The organism is Streptomyces sp. NPDC021224 (genome assembly GCF_044332905.1).
In the GTDB taxonomy this organism is placed as follows: Bacteria; Actinomycetota; Actinomycetes; order Streptomycetales; family Streptomycetaceae; genus Actinacidiphila.
The window spans coordinates 1-18,868 of sequence record NZ_JBIRPW010000017.1; the positions used below are offsets into that span (position 1 = coordinate 1).

An 18,868-nucleotide genomic window follows, 5' to 3' on the forward strand; every position below is an offset into this window, starting at 1 on the left:
TCCAACTCCTCTACCAGGGCAAGAACCCCAACGCAGGCGGCGCCTACGACCAACTCCCCTGGCGCCCCGGCCTCCTCACCCTCCAACACTGACCCAACGGCCCTGTCCGCGGAGCCCCGTCACAAACACCGCGACCCGTACCGCCTGTTCACCGCCGGGGGAAGCACCGTCGGCCGCACCAGGGACTCCCCCGGCGGCGAACGCGGACCAACGCCACGCGGCCCGGGGGAGCCGGTGCCGGCGGCAACGGTTCATGCGGCAGGGAGGCATGACGCAGGGTGAGGGGGGCACACGAGCGGTAGCTGAGAACCGAACGAGGAGGACGACGATGACCGGCGAGGCGCACACCTTTCCCGTTGCGGACGAACTGCGTGAGCGGGCGGGATCCTTCGTCAACACGCACGTGGGCTTGTGGGTCGCCGTCGAGGACGACGGGACGCTGGTGCTGGCCGCCGACAGCGCCGTGGACGTCTTCCGGGCGGCGGCGGACTGGCTGGCCGAGGGAGACGCCTACACCGTGACCGGACTGACCTGGCAGCACCAGGCCGACGAGCCGCGGTACACCGCGCGGCTGGCCCTGCGCCGTTCAGGGGAGGCTGACACCCCCGTCGTCGCCACCCAGATGGTCCCCTGACACGGCCGCGAGCGCTCGAACCCGGGCAGCGGTGACCGCGTCCCCACCGTGGCCCCTGTGCACCCCACCTCGGCGGCCGCCGCCCGATGCCGGGGCGTCCGCGTCGTGAAGGCGCGTCACCGGTGGGCGCGCGGGCTCTGGTGGCTGCGGGCGGTCGTCGCCTACCGTGGTGGGCCGGCCGCCGAAGGAGCGCGGGCCGGTGGTCCGGCGCTCGCGTACGTGCCGACGCTGCCCCTGCTGGCGGCGTGGCTGCTGAAACGCCGTAAGAAGTCCGTCGTCGAGATCGAGGTCGAGATCGGATCCTCCCCCGACGGGACGGGCTGGGAGCGCCGCTCGGTGCGGATCGAGAGCGCGGAGCAGTCCGCGCCGACGCGGAAGTCCTGCGGCAGCTCGCGGCGTTGACGCAGACGCCCCCGGCGGCCGACGGGGCGGCGGACGAGCCGCGGCAGGGCAGCCGGGTCGAGGCCTTCCTCGCGCTGGAGGCGCCGGGACCGGCGCAGCGTGCGCACCGGGAGGCGCGGTCCACCGAGGATCTCCTGCGCGCGGAGATCCTGACGGAGGTCTACCGCCCGCTCGCCGAGGGCCTCGCGACTTTCGCCGAGTTCGACCTGTTCCCGGCACCCTGGAACGTCCTGCTGCCCGCTCCGCTGCGCTGGGCGGCGAGGTTCCACGGCGCGCGCACCGCGGTCGGCCTCGCCCGCATCAGGCTGGGCGACGAGGTGCGCAGGAGTCCCTCCTCGCCCAGCCGCTGTCGTGCCGGGACAGCGACGGCTACCTGGCCGGGTACCTCACCGTCACACGGCACCGCAGGTCACCGAGGAGGTCGGCGACACGTTCACCGGCCTGTGGGAGAGGGTCTTCGCGGACGTCCCGGTCGAGATGAGCACGACCGGCCCCGCGTCCGGCCGGCTCGCGGTCCACTTCTCGCTGGTCCTGCGCAGCCGTGATCTGATGCTGATCGGGCAGCTGCCGTGCGACCTCGACGTCCGCGACGGACGGGCGCACGTATGGGCTGACGGCCGTGAGGTGGCGGACCTCCCGACGGGAGCGCCCTCGGCCGACCGGCGTGTCGCGTCCCTCCTGCACGTCTTCCTGATGCCCCGCGGCGGCCAGCGGGTGGTCGGCGCGGCCGCCGGTCCGGACCTCGGCCTGCTCTGCTCGTCGGACCCTCCCCGGGCCACCGAGGAGCTCAACCGTTTTCCGGGACTGCGTCTCGTGGCCGGCTACCGGCGGCAGACCCAGGAGATCCTCGACCGGATCTACCGGGTCTGCGGCGCCCTGGACGTGCCGGAGGAACAGTACGACCCGGTCTGGTCCCTCATGCGGGAGGAGGGGTTCTACGGCTTGTTCGGCCGCGACGCCGACCTCGTGCAGGCACTTGCCGTGGCCGGACTCGCGAGCTCCGCGGGTCTGCGCGGGGTCCACGACCAGGTGTTCGAAGAGATCGGCACGACGGGCGACGCGGCTGTCGCGTCGCTGCGCCGGTACGCCGACCGGTTCGGCATGTTCCGCCTCGTCGACCGGCGCGACGAACCACCCGGCCACGGACCGCTGTTCTGCTCGGTCTGAAGCCCGCCCGGACACACTCCGGGGACGGCGGGGCGGACCGCCTTGCGGGGGCCACAGGCGGCCGCAGCACTTGCCTCGGGGAACCGGCCGGCGGCGCGGAGCCGGGGTGGGCCGGCCCTGTGCGGTGAAGCATCCGCAGCCACGGCCGGGAGTCATGAGCGCAACCGTGGGTATCCGGTTCGGCATGAGAGGGGTCCGGTGGGCGGGGATCGCGGTCGGCACCTACGTGATCGGGGTGCTGGTCTGGCATTTCGGTGGACGTACCGGCGGCGGCCACCCGTGGGGCCAGTCCTGGCTCGGCGGACTCGCACTGGCTGCCGCTGTCGGCTTGTGGGCGCTGGTGCAACGCCGGTGGAGAAAGCACCGCGACCACCGCACCGGACCAGGCACCTCCCTGTAGGGGGCACCGCCGGGACCCGGTCACGTCCGGTAGCGGTCGACGGAGGGGGCCGCCCGGGAGGACGGTGGCGCGGCCGGTACCGCCGACCGCGCTCCCGGCCGGCCCAGCCGCGCCGGGGCTCGCGCTCACCCGCCAGGTGAGGCCGATCCCGGCGAACCGGCACCGTACTCCGGGCGTCTTCTCCCTCACAGGCGGGACACCGCTACGGAGGGGAGGGCTCCCATGGACGGCGGCGGGCACGGCGACTCGGGGCACAGTGGCCACTTCGGTCACCACCACGGCCACCACCACGGCGCGCACCACCACTACACCGGTCAGGACGACGGGGACTTCGGCGAGAGGCGCGGCTCGGGCGCAGGCGGGAGCGGGACCGCGGGCGCCCTGCTGGTCGTCGTCGTCGGGCTGGTCGCGCTCTTCCTGTTCACCTGGATCCGCTGACGGAAGGAGTTCCGCGATCCTGCGACCGGTCAGGCCGGTCGCGCACATCTGCTGGAAGAAACACACCCGGGCGACGGCGTCCTGCCGGTGGAGGCGCCTGCCGGACGGGCGGCGCCGGGGTGCGGAGCGTCCGGTCGGTCACGCCCGCGGCTCGACGGCGGGAGGGGGCACCGTGACGGCCAGCAGGGCGGTGTCGTCGTCGACGCCGGTGCCGAGGCTGTCGAGCAGGTCGCTGAGGGCTTCGACGACGGCGGTGGCGGTGGTCGGGGCGAGGGAGCGGGCGAGATCGACGAGGGCTTCGTCACCGTAGCGCTCACCGGACCGGTGGGTGTGGGCTTCGGTGAGGCCGTCGGTGTAGAGCAGCAGGGTGTCGCCCGGGGTGAGGTGGACGCTGGTGGTGGCGATACGGGCGTCGGGCAGGACACCGATGAGCTGGCCGCCGGGGGTGGGCAGCTCATCGGCGGTGCCGTCGGCGCGCATCAGGATCGCGGGCGGGTGGCCGCCGCTGGCCAGCGTGATACGAAAGCCTCCGCCGATGTCGTCGGAGGTGAGCAGGGCGAAGATGACGGTGCAGAACCGCGGGTCGTTGTCGTTGTACTCGTGGTTGAGCACGGTGTTGAGGTTGCCCAGGACGGCGGCCGGGTCGGGGTCGTAGACGGCTGCGGCGCGCAGCGTGTAGCGGGCCAGGGAGGTGATGGCGGCCGCGGCCGCTCCCTTGCCGCACACGTCGCCCAGGAACATCCCCCACCTTCCGTGGCCGAGGGGGAACAGGTCGTAGAAGTCGCCGCCGACCTCGTCGGCGGAAGCGATGTGGTAGTCCGCGGCGATCTCCAGACCGGGTACACCGGGCAGTGCGGGCGGCAGCAGGGTCTGCTGGAGGGTGGTGGCCAGGCGCTGGATGCGTTCGCGTTCGCGGTCGGCTTCCCGGCGTGCGCGCAGCAGCTCGGTCTCGTAGGCCCGGCGGTCGCGGGCGTCGAAGACGCTGGTGCGGATCAGCAGCGGCTGTCCGTCGCCGCCGGTCTTGACGGTGGAGGTCACCAGGACCGGCAGTCGCGCGCCGTCGGCGGCCCTCATCTCCAGCGCGATGCCGCTGACCTGGCCCTGCATGCGCAGCAACGGCGCGAAGTGTGTCTCGTGGTACAGCTTGCCGCCGACGGTGAGCAGGTCGGAGAAGCGTTTGCGGCCCACCAGGTCGCTGCGTTCGAAGCCCAGCCAGTTCAGCAGCGTGCGGTTGATCTTGGCGATCTGGCCGTCCAGGAGCGTGGACAGGTATCCGCACGGCGCGTTGTCGTACAGGTCGTCGGCACTGTCCTCCAGCAGCGCGGAGAACGAAACGCTCTCCTCCTGCGGCCCGTGGCGCCTCCTGCCGTCCTCGGCGCCCCTGCCGCCCTGGTCTGCGTCGTCGCCGGTCTCACACATCACGGTGCCGAAACCTCGGTGGCGAATGCCCTGATGGCGTCGGCGGTCGCCTCGGGCGCGCTGAGCTGCGGGCAGTGGCCGGTGGCCGCCAGTGTGACCAGGCTGCTGCCGGTGATCCGGGCGTGGACGAAGGCGCCGACCTCGGGCGGGGCGAGGGCGTCGCTGGAGCACTGGATGACCAGCGTCGGCACGCCGACCGCGGCGAGGTCGGTCCGGTTGTCGGACAGGAACGTGGCGCGGGCGAAGACCCGGGCGATCTCCGGGTCGGTGCGGCAGAAGCTGTTGGTCAGCTCCTCTCCCAGCTCGGGCCGCTCGGGGTTGCCCATGACGACCGGGGCCATGGCGGCCGACCAGCCCAGGTAGTTCGACTCCAGAGACTCCAGCAGTTCCTCGATGTCCTCCGCGCTGAACCCGCCCCGGTAGCCGGCGGCGGGGTCGTCGATGTAGCACGGGGACGGGGTGAGCAGCACCAGCCCGGCGAACAGCTCAGGCTCCGCGACCGCGGCCAGTACGCCGACCATGGCGCTCACCGAGTGACCGACGAAGATCACCGGACCGGTGTCCAGGTACCGGCAGATCTCCAGCACGTCCTGTGCGTAGCCGTCCAGGGTGGCATAGCGTTCCCGGCTCCACGCGGACAGGTCCGAGCGTCCCGCCCCGACGTGGTCGAACACCACCACCCGGAAGTCACGCTCCAGAGCGGGCAGGACCAGGCGCCACATGTTCTGGTCACAGCCGAACCCGTGTGCGAGCACCAGCACCGGGCCGTCCGGTCGGCCCGACACCACCACGTGATTCCTGCTGCGCACATCCATGCCGATCATCCTCCCACCCTTCTTTTTCCGGTGCCTGCCCGCCGGGCACCCCCGGACACGCCGGGCGATCGGAGACGTCCGCCACCTCCCCAGGGGAACCGGCGCCTCGCACGTCACCCCGGTGGCACACCGCGCGGGCCGCACGTGGGGCGACATCCCGGGCAGCGCCCGCCCGCACCTGCCGAGTCCCGGCGCCCACCGCCGAGCGGTCGCGGGGCACGGTTTCACAGGATTTGGCCAGGAACACCGTTATTCGGAAGGATTCGGGAATTTCTGCGGCACCGGGTGCGCGGTCTGTGTAACTTCTTCACCGGTTGGGGGAACTCTCCCCGCCAAAACACCATTTGTCACTGGCCAGCGGGCGCATCTCATCGGGCATCAGGCACGAAAGAACGGCGCCGTTCGCGCCGTGCCGGGTGCGAGGCGCTCCGCCGAATGCTGAGGGGAAGCGACATGGCGGAACTCGATCTCGGAGTGGCGTCGGAGTGGGATGAGGGTGACAACCACGGCCGCGTCAAGCTCAAGGACAACGGGGTCTACCCGGGCACCGACAAGAAGGACGTGCTCATCAGTTCGCCGGTGAGCATCGAGCTGTCCGTGAACACCAACCAGTCCTCCTCCCAGGAGGCGGACAAGGTCTACTTCACGACCTACCACGGCTCGGAGAAGAAGATCATCGCGGTGCTGGACTCCGACGGCAACCTGCAGATCGCCGGCAACCTGGTCCAGGGCCAGAAGGACCTGACCTACTAGTCCGCCCAGCCGCCCCGGCGGGACCGGCCCCTCCCTCCGGGGCGGCACCTGCGTCTGCGCCGCACGCGGGCCGGCGGCGCGGACCGCGGCCGAGAACAGCAGCCGCCCCGCGGCACTCCCGTCCCCCGCCTGCCGTAACCGGCCGCCCGCGGCGGGAGGCAGCTGCAACCGGCCACCGGCCGGTCCGGCTCCCCCACCGCCGCCGTGCGCCCCCGGCTCGGCCTGCGGGGCCCGCGCGCACGACCTAGATTGCGAAACGGGACCCGCCGACGGGAAGGACCATCCCATGCCACCGATCTGGAGCGGGACGATCACCTTCGGGCTGGTCGCGATACCGGTGCGGGTCGAGCCTGCGGTCCACTCCCACCGGGCCGCGTTCCGGCAGATCCACAAGGACGACCACGGGCGCGTGCGGAACCGGAAGGTCTGCGAGCTCGAGCTCGACGACGGGGCGCAGCCGCTGCAACCGGACGAGATCGGCCGCGCGTACGAGGCTCCGGACGGGACGCTGGTTTCGATCTCGGACGAGGAGCTCGACGACCTTCCGCTGCCGACCGCGAAAACGGTGGAGGTCAGCGGCTTCGTCGACCTCGCCCGGGTGCCGGGCGAGCAGTTCGGCACCCCGTACTTCCTCGCCCCGGCCAGTCCGGCGGCGAACAAGCCGTACATCCTGATGCGCGAGGCCCTGGCCCGCGCCGGGAAGGGCGCCGTGGGCAAGCTCGCCTTCCGCGGGACCGGCGAGACCCTGGCGGTCGTCCGCGCCCAGGGCGACGTCCTGGTCCTGCACCGGCTGCACTGGCCCGACGAGCTGCGCTCGGCCGACGACGCCGCCCCGCGCGGGCAGGTCGACCTGTCCGACGACGAGGTCCAGGCAGCGCTCGACTACATCGGCGCCGTCGGCGACGTCGACATGAACGACATGCACGACGAGTACGCCGCCGCGGTCCAGGAACTGCTGACCGCGAAGGCCGAGCACAGGGCTCCACCGACCCCCGAGCCTGCGGAGCACGAGGAAGCCGGTGTCACCGACCTGATGACCGCGCTGCAGCGCGCGACGGAGCAAGCCCGCGCCGACCGCGGCGAGGACGCCGAGGTCCACCCCATGAAAGGCCGGCCTCCGGCGAAGAAGAAACCCGCCAAGAAGGCCGCGAAGAAGACGGCGGCCAAGAAGACCACCCGCAGGAAAGCAGGCTGAAGCAGCACCGCACACCCCGGCACCGGGGAATGGCGCCACCGCACGGCTCGCCGGCACCTCTCGGGCCGCCGGCCCGTGCCACCGCCTTACGGGGGTCGTGCCCGGTCCCCCGGCGGTGGGGGTCCGGAGCTGGGGGCGTGCGGCCGGTGCGGGACGCCAGCCCTCGTGTGGCGGGCGGCGGTGAGGAGGGCGGTGTGGGCGACGGTGCGGTCGACGCGTTGGGGGCAGTAGGGCTCCTTGCCGGTCCACAGCAGGCAGTCGCAGGACCCGCCGGCCTGCTGCCAGGCGGTCAGCCAGCGGGCGGCGCGGGACATGGCGGCGGAGGTGCCGGGGAGCGGGTGGGTGTGGAGGGCGAGGACGGCGTAGCCGGTTTCGCCCGCGGTGGGGTGGCGGTGGGCGCCCCAGCCGCCGTCGGGGCGCTGGGCGCGCAGAAGGGCGGCGGCGCCGCGCAGGGCGGCGGCGTCGGCTGTGGGCAGGGCGAAGAGGACCTGGGCGGTGGTGTAGATCCAGGAGGTGTGCCACTTGTCGCCGCTCCACCGGCCGTCGGTGTCCTGGCGGTCGCGGAGGAAGCGGTGGACGGGGCCGTCCTGCCCGGCGGGGCGGGTGAGTGTCCGCAGGTGCAGGGCGTGGGCCGTGGTGGTCAGTGAGGACTGGAGCTCGCCGGGATAGGTGCGGTAGTGGTCCTGGTGGCGGTACCGCTCGACCGCGGCCGCGTCGGTGGGGCGGCCGGTGAGGGCGAGGGTGAGGTGCGCGGTGGCGGTCATGTCGCCGTCCGGTGCGAAATGGGCGCTCATGCCGATACCGGCGGGGGTGAGCGCCGCCCGGAGCGCGTCGAGCCGGCGGGCGCACGGGTCGGCGAGGCGCGGGTGGCGGGTCAGACCGGCCAGGGCGAGGGCGTGCAGGGCCCAGGTCTGTTCGAAGACGCCGATGGGCCAGACGGTGGGCAGGAGCGGGGGCCGGCCGGTGGCGGCACGGGCGAGGTAGGCCTCCAGGGTGCCGGCCGGGGCGCGGTGTCCGAGGTGGTGCAGGGCCGCGGCGGTGGCGGCGGGGCTGTGGCCGACGCCTCCGCTGCCGTCGACCGGCAGCGGCTGCAGGGGGCTGCCCCAGCCCTCCCACGAGTGGACGGCCGGGGTGCCTGCTGGGTGCGGGGCGTGGCGGGTGATGAGGCGGCGCCGCTGCCCGCCCAGGGTGCGCAGCGCGTGGTAACGGGCGGTGGGCAAGGTGGGGTAAGTGGTGCGGGCTTCGTCCAGGAGCGGGGGCAGCAGCAGTTCCAGGGCGACGGGGATGTCCTGGGGCACCGGGCCTCCCCAGACCCGCGGGGCGTGGTGGCGGAGGAAGGCGATGCCGCGTTCGGCGGAGTGCCGGTGGGCCGGGTGGCGGGTGAGGGCGAGGACGGCTGCGAGGGTGGGCAGGTCGCGGGCGTGGGGGATCAGCGGGTCGCCCCAGCCGCCGTCGGGCTGCTGCCGGGTGGCGAGCCAGTGCAGCAGGTCTCCGGTGCCGGGGCGGTGGGGCAGCAGGGTCGCCGCGCGTGCGGTGTCGTACACGGCGGGGGTGACGGCGCCGCCGCCGGTGCCGAGGTCGTCGACGAGGGCGTGCAGGCGGTCCAGGGCTTCGTCCTCGGCCGGGCCGGGGGGCGTGGTGGTCACGGGCCGGTCCTCCGGCGCGGGGGCGCGACCCGGTACCGGGGGGCCGCGAGGTGCCAGGCGACCGCGTCCGCTGCGAGGCGTTCGAGGCCGGTGAGGTGGGCGGCCAGCGCCGGGTGGTCCAGGCCCAGGCGCGGCAGGGTCGTCTTGAGCCGCCGGTAGGCGTCCAGTTCCTCGGTGGCGGCGCGGGCGGCGGCGTCGAGGCCCTGCCGCAGGGACAGGCCGTGTGCGGCGCGCAGGACGAGCACGGTGTTGAGCGGATGCTTCTCGCCCCGCAGCTCCTTGGCCAGCGAGTGCACGTCGTTGACCAGGTAGTGGAAGGCCACCAGGTGCTCGCCGAGGGCTTCCACGACGGGGTGGCCCAGCAGGTGCACGGGGACGGGTCTGCGGTGGATGACCGGATACAGCTCGTGCAGCGGGCGGACGCCGAGGACGACGGGGCGCATGCGCCGGTACTCGGCCGGTGAGAGTGCCCGGTGCCGGATGCCGGCCTCCCAGCGGTGGGCGTGGAGGTAGTCGCCGAGCGCGGTGCGGAAGCGGTCGGTGTGCCCGGGCAGCCGGACGTCGCGCAGCGAGCGGGCGAGACGGCCGGTCAGCCGGGTGAGCGGCAGATCCGCCGCGGTGGCGGGTTCTCCGTCGAAGACGGCCAGGACGCGGTCGTAGGCGCTGGTGAGACCGGCGGGATCCTGAGCGGTGATCCAGTCCTCGTGCAGGCAGAACAGGGCGGAGTAGAGCATGGCCAGGTACAGGCCCTCCCGGGAGGTGCCGGGGTGGAGCCGGCCGGTGAGGGGGCCGAGGCGGATGCCGGCGAGTCGGCGTTTCAGCTGGGCGGGGGCGCCGATGCCGTCCAGCAGGGTGAGGACGTCGTGTTCCGCGGTCCGGGCGTGGGGGTGCGGGCGGGCGCCGAGGGTCGAGGGGAAGGGGCAGGGGATGTCGGGGAGGGCGGGGAGTTCTTCGGCCATCGGCTCGGCTCCTTCGGTGCCCGCGGCAGGGAGCGGCCTCGCTCAGCGGGCGGTCACCCGCAGTCGCAGGCCCCGGGGCACGAGGAGGGTTCGTGGTCGCACGGATACGCCGGTGACGGGGGTCAGCCGCCAGTTCCGGGCGATGACGGCGAGGGCGGTCACGACGGTGTCGGTGCCCTGCCGGTCGCCGATGCACTGGCGGGCACCGGCGCCGAAGGGCAGGAAGCCGGTGGGGTCGGGCTTGGTGTCGTACCAGCGGTCGGGGTCGAAGAGGTGGGGCCGGTGGTGGAGTTCGGGGCGGCGGTGCAGGAGGTAGGGGCTGAGGGCGAGGACGGTGCCCGCGGGCAGCCGGGTGCCGCCGAGTACGGTGTTCTGCTCCACCGAGCGGGTCAGGAACCAGGCCGGGGGGTAGAGCCGCAGGGCCTCGGTCACCACGCCCCGGGTGAACGCCAGACGCGGGAGGTGGTCGGGGGCGGGAGCCGCGCTGCCCACGACGGCGTCGCCTTCGGCGCGCACGCGTTCGGCGGCCGGTGGGTGCTCGGCCAGCAGGTGCAGGGACCAGGCGAGGGTGGCGGCGACGGCCTCGACACCGGCCTGCAGGAAGGTCTGCGCCTGGTCGATGATCTCCGTCTCGGACAGCGGGGGCACGTCCCGGTCCGCGTCGCCTGTGCCGGGACCGCCGGTGCCCAGGAGGGTGGAGAGCAGATCCCCGTGGTCGCGCGGTTCGGCGCGGCGGGCCTCGACGATCGCGGCGACCTCGCCGCGCAGTCCCGCGACGCTGTCGCGGTGGCGCCGGTTCGCGGGCAGCGGGAGCCGGTTGACGAGGGCGGGGCTGAGCGTGCGCCGGAAGATGCCCTCCTCCATGACGGTGAGCACCTGGCGGATGCGCGCGGTGCCGGTACCGGGCAGCGCGGTGCTGAACAGGCTCCCCAGGAGGGCGCGGGTGGCGAAGGCCACGGCCTGCTCGGTGACGTCGACGCTCTGCCCGGTGGTCCAGGAACCGGTCATCTCCCGGACGGAGCCGACCGCCGCGGCGACGACACCCGGCAGCCGGTCGGGGCGGAAGGACGGCTGGCACAGCCGCCGCTGGCGCCGGTGGTCGCGCTGGACGCAGGTGACGAGCCCGTTGCCGAGGACCTCGCGGGCCCGGTCGTAGAGCGGGCCGCCCTTGTCGAAGGTGCGGTCGTCGAGGAAGACCTGACGGATCAGCTGCGGGTCGCTGACCAGGACGAGGGTGGTCGGCCCGAACCGCAGCCGCAGCAGCGGCCGGTCGCCCGGCAGTTCGGTCAGCACGGCCAGCGGGTCGCGCAGCATGGCCGCGGTGTGTCCCAGCAGACGCCGGGCCCCGGGCGCGAGGGGAAGGGACGCAACGTCAGAGCCGACGCCGATCACCATCACGGACTCCTTCACAGGGGGATGCGGCGCGCAACCCCGCCGGGGCTGTGCGGGCCGGTCCGCCCACGGTGGCCGCGGGCTTCGGGCAGGTCGTCGCACGGCGGCCCGGTGAGCGGCGCCGGGCTGCCTCCGCCGGACGGGCCCCCGCAGGGGTCCGCCCCTCCCGGGCGCCGTGAACGGGCGGCGGCGGGCGCGGGGTCAGTCGGCGGGGGGTCAGTCGGCGGGGGGTCAGTCGGCGGGCGGGGGGACGACGGGGAGGAGGATCGCGCGGCTGACCTTCGCGGCGGCCCTGCCGATGGCGATCTCGTGCTCGTGGTAGAGGCTCGTACCGATCCGGCGGTCGGCCCACAGCGAGCGGGCGTTGGCCCAGGCCGCCTCGCGCGCGGCGGCGACGGAGAAGCTGCTGACGGCGTGCTTGAGGAGTTCGGCGTCGCGGGTGGCGACCCTGACGACCTCGGTCTCGAACTCGGCGCGGATCTCGGCCTCGACGGAGGCGAGGAGGTCGTTGACCTTCTCGTAGTCGGAGTGGACCGGCGGGGTGTCCGGGGTGGTGTGCCGCTCGGCGCACGTCTCGACGACGGCGACGGCGAGGTCGTGGTCGATATGGGCGTTCATCCCGGCCAGCGCGAACTGGACCGGCCAGATGACGCGGTTGTCGCGGGCCTGGAACAGCGGTTCCCAGGCGGGGTCGACGGGGCGGCCCGCGGCGGCCGCGGCGACGTTGCCGAGGTAGAGCCCGGCGAAGATCACATCCATGCGCTCCAGGAACGGGCCGTCGGAGAACGTCCCCTCGGTGATGTTCTCCTTCACCAGCTCGGTGACCCTCAGATACACGTGGTTGAAGCACGCGACACCGTCGCGCGGGTCGAGCGCGGCGTCGATCTGCCGCATCCGGGCGATCACGTCGTCGATGGTGGTGGGCAGCTCCGGGGTCGTCGTCACGGTCACGGGGGTCCTCCGGGAGAGAGGGAAGGCAGGGGGCGCGGGCCGTGGGCCCGGCCGGCGGACCGGCGCAGCGTGCGGCACCGCCCGCCTCCAGCAGTAAAGCGGCGCCGAAACGTCATATGCCAGGGGCCGGCGGCGGATTCACCCCACCGGGTGGCCCGCGGCGCGGCCGATTCACGGCAGTCGCGGACGTACCGCTCCGGGCCGCGGTCGGGCCGCTCTATCGCCTATCGGGGTTGTTCCTAGAATGCGGGGATGGAGGACATCGAGGCGATCGCGGCACTGCAGGACCCCGTCCGGCGGCGGCTGTACGAGTACGTGGCCGCGCAGGACCGGGAGGTCGGGCGCAACGAGGCGGCCGAGGCGGCGGGGGTCGGGCGGACACTCGCCGCGCACCACCTCGACAGGCTCACCGAGGCCGGGCTGCTGGACAGCGGCAGCCGCCGCCTGACGGGGCGTACGGGGCCGGGGGCCGGGAGGCCGGCCAAGGTCTACACCCGCGCGCGGGGGGAGCGGTCGGTGTCGCTGCCCGCGCGCGACTACCGCACCGCCGCCGAGCTGCTGGCGGAGGCCGCCGAGCTGGCCGGCGCGGACGCCGCGCTCTACGGCGCGGCGCGGCGGCGCGGGGAGGCCCTGCGCGGCGGGGCGGAGCCCTGCGCGAGCCTGGAACAGGCCGTCGAGCTGCTCGCCTCCCGGGGCTACGAGCCGCGCGCCGAAACCGCCGCGGAAGGCTCCGCGCCGGGGGTCGAGAACGCCGCGGAAGGCTCCGCGCCGGCGGTCGTGCGCATGCGCAACTGCCCCTTCCACGCGGTGGCGGAGAGCTTCCCGCCGCTGGTGTGCGGGATGAACCTGGCCCTGCTGGAGGGGCTGCTGGGCGACGGAGGGGTCCGGGCACGGATGGACCCGCGGCCCGGACACTGCTGCGTCGTCGTCGAACTCCACTAAAAACAACGCCCATTGACATAGAAATGCGGGACGTGCTGGGATGAGGCCATGACCTCATCCCAGGCCTCGGCCCACCCCGCCGGTCCCGCAGCGGGCGACGGGCCCCGCGTCCATCTCGCCGAGCTCAACGTCGCCACCCTGCGGCACCCTCTCGACGACCCGCGCATGCGGGACTTCGTCGATCTGCTCGTCCCCGTCAACGGCGCCGCCGACCGGGCGCCCGGCTTCGTCTGGCGGCTGGCCGAGGAGGGGCAGCCCGACGCCACCGCGATGCGGCCCGCGGGCGAGAACGTCATCGTGAACATGTCGGTGTGGGAGTCCGTCGAGAGCCTGCGCGACTTCGCCTTCCGCAGCGGCCATCTCGACACCATGCGGCGGCGCCGCGAGTGGTTCGAGCGGCACGTGGAGGCGCACCAGGTCATGTGGTGGATCCCCGCCGGGCACCTGCCGACCGTCGAGGAAGCCCTCGAACGGCTCGCCGACCTCCGCGACAACGGGCCGTCGCCGCGCGCCTTCACCTTCGCCGTCCCCCACTCCCCCGCCGAGGCGGACCCCGGCCACGTGCCCGCCTGACGCGGTTTCCGGCCAAGCCGCCCACCGCCTGAAGAGAGCGCTCTCTTCCGCCTTGACGACAGACGTCCGCGCGAGTTCAATCAATGTCACTCAGAGGTGCACACGCAGCGACATCCGCGCACATCGTGCTCGCTGCCCCTCCGACCGCTCCGCGCCCCCCGTACCACCTCTCACGCTGCCCGTCCTCCGCCTTCCCGCGGCCGGCCGGCGGCCCGCCGCACGGACGTCGCGGCAGCGCCGGTGCCCGGGTCGGACGGACTCGGAAGGCGATCCCCCCACGCGGGCAGTGCCCGGCCGCAGGTCCGCCGACGCCTGCCCGCCGTCCTCGAGGAGGAGTACATGGTCTCCAGGCGATCCTTCCTCACGGCCGCCGGCGCCGCCGCCGCTTCCCCGCTGTGGGCGGGCGGTCTCGCCCCGCGGGCCGCTGCCGCCGGGCCGTCGCTGCCTGTCTCGCTCCGGAACAACTCCGGCAGCGCCACCGTCTACGCCTACATCAGCGGCGCGGACAGCACGGGCTGGCCCGGCTTCGTCACCCAGGCCGGGCACTTCCAGCGGCTGCCCAGCCCCTCGTCCGTGCTGACGCCCGTCGCGGACTACTCCATCGCGCTCGGGCCGTCGGGCTCGGCGGCCACCGCCTTCACGCTCCAGGACTACGTGATCGGCGGCCGGGTCTGGTTCTCCGTCGGCAAGAAGATCCAGTTCTTCGTCAACCCGCCCGGCGGCAACGGCGGCGTACCCGGACTCGTCCAGCCCGGCTTCACCAGCAGCGACCCCAACTGGCTGACCGACTGGACGTTCTGCGAGTTCACGTACAACAGCGCCAACCTGTACGCGAACATCTCCTACGTCGACATGGTCGCCCTGCCCGTCTCGATGGCCACGACCGGCAGCGGCGGGGCGCAGTCGGTCAGCCCGCTACCCTCGGGCGCGCTGGCCTCCATCGCCGCCGGGCTCCAGGCGCAGCACGCGGCCGACGGGGCGCCGTGGGACCGGCTGGTGGCCACCGACTCCTCGGGCGCCGCGCTGCGCATCCTCGCGCCCGCCCACTCCCCCGTGGACTTCGCCGGCTACTGGTCGAACTACCTGGACCGGGTGTGGAGCTACTACCAGTCGCACACCCTGACCATCAACGGCCAGGGCAGCATCGGCTCCTACTCCGGCACCGTGTCCGGCGGCACGCTGGTCTTCGCGGGCCTGAACACCAACGGGGTGCCGTTCACCAAGCCCAGCGCGGCCGACATCTTCGGCTGCGCCAGCGGGCCGCTCTACAACTCGGGCGGCGACGCCCGCGGCGCGGTGGCGGCGCGCCTGGCGGCCGCCCTGAACCGCAGTTCGCTGCTGGTGACCGGCGGCGGCAACCAGCCCGACGGCGTCTCCCCGTCCGGCTACTACACCGACGCGACGACCAACCACTACGCCCGCCTGGTGCACAAGTACGCCACCGTCGGCTACGCCTTCCCCTACGACGACGTCGGCCCCACGGGCGCGGCGCCGGTCGACGGCCACCTCCAGGACGGCGCGCCGACCTCCTGGACGATCACCCTCGGTCCGGGCGCCGGCTCGGGCACCACCCCGCCGCCGGGCGGCGGGACGAGCGCGTACGGGACGATCCAGGCGGAGTCGTACAGCGCGCAGAGCGGAACGCAGACCGAGAGCTGCACCGACACCGGCGGCGGCCAGGACGTGGGCCACATCGCGGGCGGCGACTGGCTGAAGTACTCCGGCGTGGACTTCGGCTCGTCCTCACCGGCGCAGTTCGTCGCCCGTCTGGCCTCGGGCGCGGCGGCCGGGGTCAGCGGCGCGATCCAGGTGCGGCTGGACGGCACGGCGGGCACCAAGATCGCCGAGATCGACTACGGGAGCAGCGGCGGCTGGCAGAACTGGCAGACGGTGCCGGCCAACCTCACGGCCGCGGCGACCGGCGTGCACGACGTCTACCTGGTCTTCTCCTCGGGCAGCGGCGCCGACTTCGTGAACGTCAACTGGTTCGGCTTCACCCGCTAGACCTGCTCTCACGGCCGCCCCGCCCGGCCCGCGGTCGCGGTCACGTCCCGGTGGGACATATGTCTCACCGGGACATGTGTCCCACCGGGACATCGAGGCGTACGGTCGAGGACATGGACGCCGACGGGACGGAACCGGGTAGCGGCGCCGCCGACGCGGACCGGCGGCTGCTGAGGGCGCGGCGCACCCGCGCGGCGCTCGCGACGGCCGCGGTCGACCTGATCCTGGAGCGCGGGCTGGCCGCCACCACGGTGGAGGCGATAGCCGGGCGCGCGGACGTCACCAGGCGGACCTTCAGCCGGCATTTCACCGGCAAGGAGGACGCCGCGCTGGGCTTCGTCCGGGACGACGGCGACCGGATCAACGCGGCGCTGCGCGTGCGGCCGCCCAACGAGCCCCCGCTGCTGGCCTACCGCCGTGCCGTCGCGGCCTGGCTGGCCGACCGGGACACGCCCGCCGCGCACCTGCGCCCGCAGATGCGCCGGATCGTCGGCCTGCTCGACCGGGAGCCGACGCTGTTCGCCGCCTACGAGCGGATCCGCGTCGACGCCCAGGAGGAGTCGGTGCGGATCGTCGCCCAGCGCCTCGGCACCCCGCCGGAGGATCTGCGCCCCGCCGTCGTCGTGGAGGCGGCGGCGGGGGTACTGACCGCCGCGCTGCGGGCGTGGGCCCGCGGTCCCGACGAGCCGGACGGCGCCGGGACGGGCCTGGCCGGACTGATGGAGCGGGCGTACGACGCCCTGACCCGGGAGGCCGCCTCGGCGGCCGCCCACAGCACACAGGAACCACGCACTACCGATTTGTGAGAGCACCATGAGCACCACCCCCATCCCCACCGAATTCGCCGGACGCACCGCCCTGGTCACCGGGGCGGCCTCCGGCATCGGCCTGGCGACCGCGCGGCAGCTGGCCGCGGGCGGCGCGAGCGTCGTCCTCGCCGACTTCGACGTCCCCGGCGCCGAGAAGGCCGCCGCGGCCCTCGCGGCGCAGGGGCACCCGGCCGCGGCCACCGCGCTGGACGTCACCCGCCCGGATTCCGCCGAGGCGGCCGTCCGCTTCGCCGTGGACACCTTCGGCGGCCTCGACCTCGCGGTGAACAACGCCGGTATCGGCGGCCCCAGCGCGCCCACCGGGGCGTACGACGTCGCGGAGTACGACCGGGTCATCCGCACCAACCTCGACGGCGTCTTCTACTGCCTGCGCCACGAGCTGCCCGCGATCGAGGCGACCGGGCACGGCGGCGCGATCGTCAACGTCGCGTCCATCCTCGGCTCGGTCGGCTTCGCCGGTTCGCCCGCCTATGTGGCCGCCAAGCACGGCGTGGTCGGGCTGACGAAGACGGCCGCCGCCGAGTACTCGGCGCGGGGCATCCGCGTCAACGCGGTCGGCCCCGGCTTCATCGAGACGCCGCTGCTGAACGGGATGGACGAGCAGGCGCGTGCCGCGCTCGTCGCGCTGCACCCGGCGGGGCGGCTGGGCCGCCCCGAGGAGGTGGCCGAGCTGATCACCTTCCTGCTCAGCGACCGCGCCTCGTTCGTCACCGGCAGCTACCACCTGGTCGACGGCGCGTACACCGCCGTCTGACACCCCGGAGAGGAGACCACCGTGAAAGCACTCCAGTACCGCACCATCGGCGCCGCCCCCGAGGTGGTGACCGTACCCGACCCCGAGCCCGGTCCCGGGCAGGTGCTGCTGAAGGTCACCGCCGCCGGCGTGTGCCACAGCGACATCGCCGTCATGAGCTGGCCCGCGGAGAGCTTCCCCTACCCGCTGCCGCTCACGCTCGGCCACGAGGGCGTCGGCACGGTCGCCGCGCTCGGCCCCGGTACCACGGGGGTCCGCGAGGGCGACGCCGTCGCCGTCTACGGGCCCTGGGGCTGCGGCCGGTGCGCCAAGTGCGCCGAGGGCAAGGAGAACTACTGCCTGCGCGCCGACGAGCTGGGCATCCGCCCGCCGGGGCTGGGCGCGCCCGGCGCCATCGCCGAGTACCTGCTCGTCGACGACCCGCGCCACCTGGTGCCCCTCGACGGCCTCGACCCGGTCGCGGCCGTGCCGCTGACGGACGCGGGCCTGACGCCTTACCACGCCGTCAAGCGGGCGCTGCCCAAGCTGGTGCCGGGGTCCACCGCGGTCGTCATCGGGGCGGGCGGTCTCGGGCACACCGCGATCCAGCTGCTGCGGGCGCTGACCCCGGCCCGGGTCGTCGCGCTGGACGTCAGCGAGGACAAGCTGGCGCTGGCCCGCAAGGTCGGCGCGCACGCCGCGGTACTGTCCGACGACGGCGCTCCCGCCGCCGTCCGCGAGCTGACCGGGGGCCTGGGCGCGCAGGCCGTCTTCGACTTCGTCGGCGCGGCGCCGACCGTCCGCACCGCGGGCGCGGTGGCCGGGGTCGAGGCCGAGGTGTCGATCGTCGGGATCGGCGGCGGCGCGCTGCCGGTCGGCTTCGGCGTGCTGCCCTTCGAGGTCTCGGTGAGCGCCCCGTACTGGGGCACCCGCCCCGAACTCCAGGAGGTGCTGGCGCTGGCCCGCGACGGCGCGGTCTCGGTGCACACCGAGACCTTCTCCCTGGACGAGGCGCCGCGCGCCTACGAGCGGCTGCACGAGGGCAGCATCAACGGCCGGGCGGTCATCCTCCCCAACGGCTGACCACCGCGGACACGCGCGGCGGGCGGGCTCCCGGCTTCCTCGTGGAAGCCGGGAGCCCGCCCGCGCTGTGTCGGTGCGTGCCGGACTCAGCCCTCGTCGTTCCCGTTGACGCAGGTGTTGCCGAAGGTCGGGTTCAGCAGCGCGATGATGTCGATGCTGTTGCCGCACAGGTTGATCGGGACGTGGATCGGGATCTGGACGGTGTTGCCCGACAGGACACCGGGCGAGCCCACCGCGGCACCCACGGCGCCCGAGTCGGCGAACGCCGCCCCCGCGGCCCCGAAGGTGGCGGCGACGGCCAGGGCGGAAGCGGTGACGGCCATACGCATGCGCATGCTGACTCCTCGAAGTCGGTCGACGGTCCTCTGCGTGCGGTGCGGGCCCTGCGGACACGGAGGTTCCGCACACGCGACGTCACGGAACGTATCCGCCCCGGCGGGCGCGGCGGCGGCAGCCACTCGCGCGTTCGCCGGATCCGGGGACGGATTCGGCCACATGGAGGCGCGCTGCCACCGGCCGGAGCGGGGCCCCG

Annotated in this window: 20 protein-coding genes; 13 read left to right on the forward strand and 7 right to left on the reverse strand. The window is 74.0% G+C overall.

Annotated features, from left to right (window positions below; translation table 11 throughout):
- Positions 1 to 328 precede the first annotated feature (328 nt).
- The 5 genes from ACH4PY_RS30305 to ACH4PY_RS30325 all read left to right on the forward strand — a co-directional run bounded on the left by ACH4PY_RS30305 (position 329) and on the right by ACH4PY_RS30325 (position 3,041).
- The gene (locus tag ACH4PY_RS30305; protein WP_398189992.1) at positions 329 to 634 is read left to right on the forward strand and encodes a hypothetical protein; all 306 of its coding nucleotides are present in this window, start codon (positions 329 to 331) and stop codon (positions 632 to 634) included.
- Positions 635 to 691: 57 nt separating this feature from the next.
- Entirely contained in the window at positions 692 to 1,036 is a 345-nt protein-coding gene (locus ACH4PY_RS30310) for a hypothetical protein (RefSeq protein WP_398189995.1), read from the forward strand.
- Between the two features lie 477 nt (positions 1,037 to 1,513).
- Positions 1,514 to 2,203 (forward strand): hypothetical protein, encoded by a 690-nt coding sequence (locus ACH4PY_RS30315; protein WP_398189998.1) that lies wholly within the window; start codon positions 1,514 to 1,516, stop codon positions 2,201 to 2,203.
- Between the two features lie 184 nt (positions 2,204 to 2,387).
- A complete protein-coding gene (locus ACH4PY_RS30320; protein ID WP_398190003.1) occupies positions 2,388 to 2,603 on the forward strand; it encodes a hypothetical protein in 216 nt (71 codons plus the stop codon).
- A 222-nt stretch (positions 2,604 to 2,825) separates the two neighbouring features.
- Positions 2,826 to 3,041, forward strand: a complete 216-nt coding sequence (locus ACH4PY_RS30325; RefSeq protein WP_398190006.1) for a hypothetical protein — start codon at positions 2,826 to 2,828, stop codon at positions 3,039 to 3,041.
- 138 nt (positions 3,042 to 3,179) lie between these two features.
- On the opposite strand, the gene ACH4PY_RS30330 is transcribed toward ACH4PY_RS30325, so the two are convergent.
- Both ACH4PY_RS30330 and ACH4PY_RS30335 read right to left on the reverse strand, forming a co-directional pair.
- Positions 3,180 to 4,460, reverse strand: coding sequence for a SpoIIE family protein phosphatase (locus ACH4PY_RS30330; protein ID WP_398190509.1), 1,281 nt, complete (start codon positions 4,458 to 4,460; stop codon positions 3,180 to 3,182).
- A complete protein-coding gene (locus tag ACH4PY_RS30335; protein WP_398190511.1) occupies positions 4,460 to 5,275 on the reverse strand; it encodes an alpha/beta fold hydrolase in 816 nt (271 codons plus the stop codon). Before ACH4PY_RS30335 ends, ACH4PY_RS30330 begins: the two co-directional genes overlap by 1 nt.
- A 453-nt stretch (positions 5,276 to 5,728) precedes the next feature.
- Between ACH4PY_RS30335 and ACH4PY_RS30340 the strand changes: the two genes are divergently transcribed.
- Both ACH4PY_RS30340 and ACH4PY_RS30345 read left to right on the forward strand, forming a co-directional pair.
- A complete protein-coding gene (locus tag ACH4PY_RS30340; RefSeq protein ID WP_398190010.1) occupies positions 5,729 to 6,028 on the forward strand; it encodes a DUF6342 family protein in 300 nt (99 codons plus the stop codon).
- A 286-nt stretch (positions 6,029 to 6,314) separates the two neighbouring features.
- Positions 6,315 to 7,223, forward strand: coding sequence for a Ku protein (locus ACH4PY_RS30345; protein WP_398190012.1), 909 nt, complete (start codon positions 6,315 to 6,317; stop codon positions 7,221 to 7,223).
- An 86-nt stretch (positions 7,224 to 7,309) separates the two neighbouring features.
- Here the strand turns inward: ACH4PY_RS30345 and ACH4PY_RS30350 are convergent, their stop codons facing one another.
- The 4 genes from ACH4PY_RS30350 to ACH4PY_RS30365 all read right to left on the reverse strand — a co-directional run bounded on the left by ACH4PY_RS30350 (position 7,310) and on the right by ACH4PY_RS30365 (position 12,165).
- Positions 7,310 to 8,869, reverse strand: a complete 1,560-nt coding sequence (locus ACH4PY_RS30350) for a prenyltransferase/squalene oxidase repeat-containing protein (RefSeq protein ID WP_398190016.1) — start codon at positions 8,867 to 8,869, stop codon at positions 7,310 to 7,312.
- A complete protein-coding gene (locus ACH4PY_RS30355) occupies positions 8,866 to 9,828 on the reverse strand; it encodes a terpene synthase family protein (RefSeq protein WP_398190018.1) in 963 nt (320 codons plus the stop codon). The genes ACH4PY_RS30350 and ACH4PY_RS30355 overlap by 4 nt, the downstream gene beginning before the upstream one ends.
- Before the next feature lie 42 nt (positions 9,829 to 9,870).
- Complete coding sequence (locus ACH4PY_RS30360) at positions 9,871 to 11,223, reverse strand: cytochrome P450 (protein ID WP_398190023.1); 1,353 nt, start codon at positions 11,221 to 11,223, stop codon at positions 9,871 to 9,873.
- Positions 11,224 to 11,451: 228 nt separating this feature from the next.
- Positions 11,452 to 12,165 (reverse strand): DUF5995 family protein, encoded by a 714-nt coding sequence (locus tag ACH4PY_RS30365; RefSeq protein ID WP_398190027.1) that lies wholly within the window; start codon positions 12,163 to 12,165, stop codon positions 11,452 to 11,454.
- A gap of 258 nt (positions 12,166 to 12,423) precedes the next feature.
- Between ACH4PY_RS30365 and ACH4PY_RS30370 the strand changes: the two genes are divergently transcribed.
- The 6 genes from ACH4PY_RS30370 (at position 12,424) to ACH4PY_RS30395 (ending at position 18,336) form a co-directional block, all read left to right on the forward strand.
- Positions 12,424 to 13,113 (forward strand): helix-turn-helix transcriptional regulator, encoded by a 690-nt coding sequence (locus tag ACH4PY_RS30370; protein WP_398190031.1) that lies wholly within the window; start codon positions 12,424 to 12,426, stop codon positions 13,111 to 13,113.
- Between the two features lie 48 nt (positions 13,114 to 13,161).
- Positions 13,162 to 13,686: a DUF3291 domain-containing protein gene (locus tag ACH4PY_RS30375; protein ID WP_398190034.1), complete on the forward strand. Its 525-nt coding sequence runs from the start codon at positions 13,162 to 13,164 to the stop codon at positions 13,684 to 13,686.
- A gap of 339 nt (positions 13,687 to 14,025) precedes the next feature.
- A complete protein-coding gene (locus tag ACH4PY_RS30380; RefSeq protein WP_398190038.1) occupies positions 14,026 to 15,690 on the forward strand; it encodes a beta-1,3-glucanase family protein in 1,665 nt (554 codons plus the stop codon).
- Between the two features lie 113 nt (positions 15,691 to 15,803).
- Positions 15,804 to 16,496, forward strand: coding sequence for a TetR/AcrR family transcriptional regulator (locus ACH4PY_RS30385; protein ID WP_398190041.1), 693 nt, complete (start codon positions 15,804 to 15,806; stop codon positions 16,494 to 16,496).
- A 7-nt stretch (positions 16,497 to 16,503) separates the two neighbouring features.
- Positions 16,504 to 17,274, forward strand: a complete 771-nt coding sequence (locus ACH4PY_RS30390) for an SDR family NAD(P)-dependent oxidoreductase (RefSeq protein ID WP_398190045.1) — start codon at positions 16,504 to 16,506, stop codon at positions 17,272 to 17,274.
- A gap of 21 nt (positions 17,275 to 17,295) precedes the next feature.
- On the forward strand, positions 17,296 to 18,336 hold the full coding sequence (locus tag ACH4PY_RS30395; protein WP_398190048.1) for an NAD(P)-dependent alcohol dehydrogenase: 1,041 nt from the start codon (positions 17,296 to 17,298) through the stop codon (positions 18,334 to 18,336).
- 86 nt (positions 18,337 to 18,422) lie between these two features.
- Here ACH4PY_RS30395 and ACH4PY_RS30400 read toward each other — a convergent pair whose 3' ends face one another.
- On the reverse strand, positions 18,423 to 18,671 hold the full coding sequence (locus ACH4PY_RS30400; RefSeq protein ID WP_398190051.1) for a chaplin: 249 nt from the start codon (positions 18,669 to 18,671) through the stop codon (positions 18,423 to 18,425).
- Positions 18,672 to 18,868: the final 197 nt, after the last annotated feature.

What these genes read in the sequence shown, in the direction of transcription:
- ACH4PY_RS30305 (WP_398189992.1), top strand. Translation starts at nt 329, where the DNA reads ATGACCGGCGAGGCGCACACCTTTCCCGTTGCGGACGAACTGCGTGAG.
- ACH4PY_RS30315 (WP_398189998.1), top strand. Translation starts at nt 1,514, where the DNA reads ATGAGCACGACCGGCCCCGCGTCCGGCCGGCTCGCGGTCCACTTCTCG.
- ACH4PY_RS30320 (WP_398190003.1), top strand. Translation starts at nt 2,388, where the DNA reads ATGAGAGGGGTCCGGTGGGCGGGGATCGCGGTCGGCACCTACGTGATC.
- ACH4PY_RS30325 (WP_398190006.1), top strand. Translation starts at nt 2,826, where the DNA reads ATGGACGGCGGCGGGCACGGCGACTCGGGGCACAGTGGCCACTTCGGT.
- ACH4PY_RS30330 (WP_398190509.1), bottom strand. Translation starts at nt 4,460, where the DNA reads ATGTGTGAGACCGGCGACGACGCAGACCAGGGCGGCAGGGGCGCCGAG.
- ACH4PY_RS30335 (WP_398190511.1), bottom strand. Translation starts at nt 5,275, where the DNA reads ATGGATGTGCGCAGCAGGAATCACGTGGTGGTGTCGGGCCGACCGGAC.
- ACH4PY_RS30340 (WP_398190010.1), top strand. Translation starts at nt 5,729, where the DNA reads ATGGCGGAACTCGATCTCGGAGTGGCGTCGGAGTGGGATGAGGGTGAC.
- ACH4PY_RS30345 (WP_398190012.1), top strand. Translation starts at nt 6,315, where the DNA reads ATGCCACCGATCTGGAGCGGGACGATCACCTTCGGGCTGGTCGCGATA.
- ACH4PY_RS30355 (WP_398190018.1), bottom strand. Translation starts at nt 9,828, where the DNA reads ATGGCCGAAGAACTCCCCGCCCTCCCCGACATCCCCTGCCCCTTCCCC.
- ACH4PY_RS30360 (WP_398190023.1), bottom strand. Translation starts at nt 11,223, where the DNA reads ATGGTGATCGGCGTCGGCTCTGACGTTGCGTCCCTTCCCCTCGCGCCC.
- ACH4PY_RS30370 (WP_398190031.1), top strand. Translation starts at nt 12,424, where the DNA reads ATGGAGGACATCGAGGCGATCGCGGCACTGCAGGACCCCGTCCGGCGG.
- ACH4PY_RS30375 (WP_398190034.1), top strand. Translation starts at nt 13,162, where the DNA reads ATGACCTCATCCCAGGCCTCGGCCCACCCCGCCGGTCCCGCAGCGGGC.
- ACH4PY_RS30380 (WP_398190038.1), top strand. Translation starts at nt 14,026, where the DNA reads ATGGTCTCCAGGCGATCCTTCCTCACGGCCGCCGGCGCCGCCGCCGCT.
- ACH4PY_RS30385 (WP_398190041.1), top strand. Translation starts at nt 15,804, where the DNA reads ATGGACGCCGACGGGACGGAACCGGGTAGCGGCGCCGCCGACGCGGAC.
- ACH4PY_RS30390 (WP_398190045.1), top strand. Translation starts at nt 16,504, where the DNA reads ATGAGCACCACCCCCATCCCCACCGAATTCGCCGGACGCACCGCCCTG.
- ACH4PY_RS30400 (WP_398190051.1), bottom strand. Translation starts at nt 18,671, where the DNA reads ATGCGCATGCGTATGGCCGTCACCGCTTCCGCCCTGGCCGTCGCCGCC.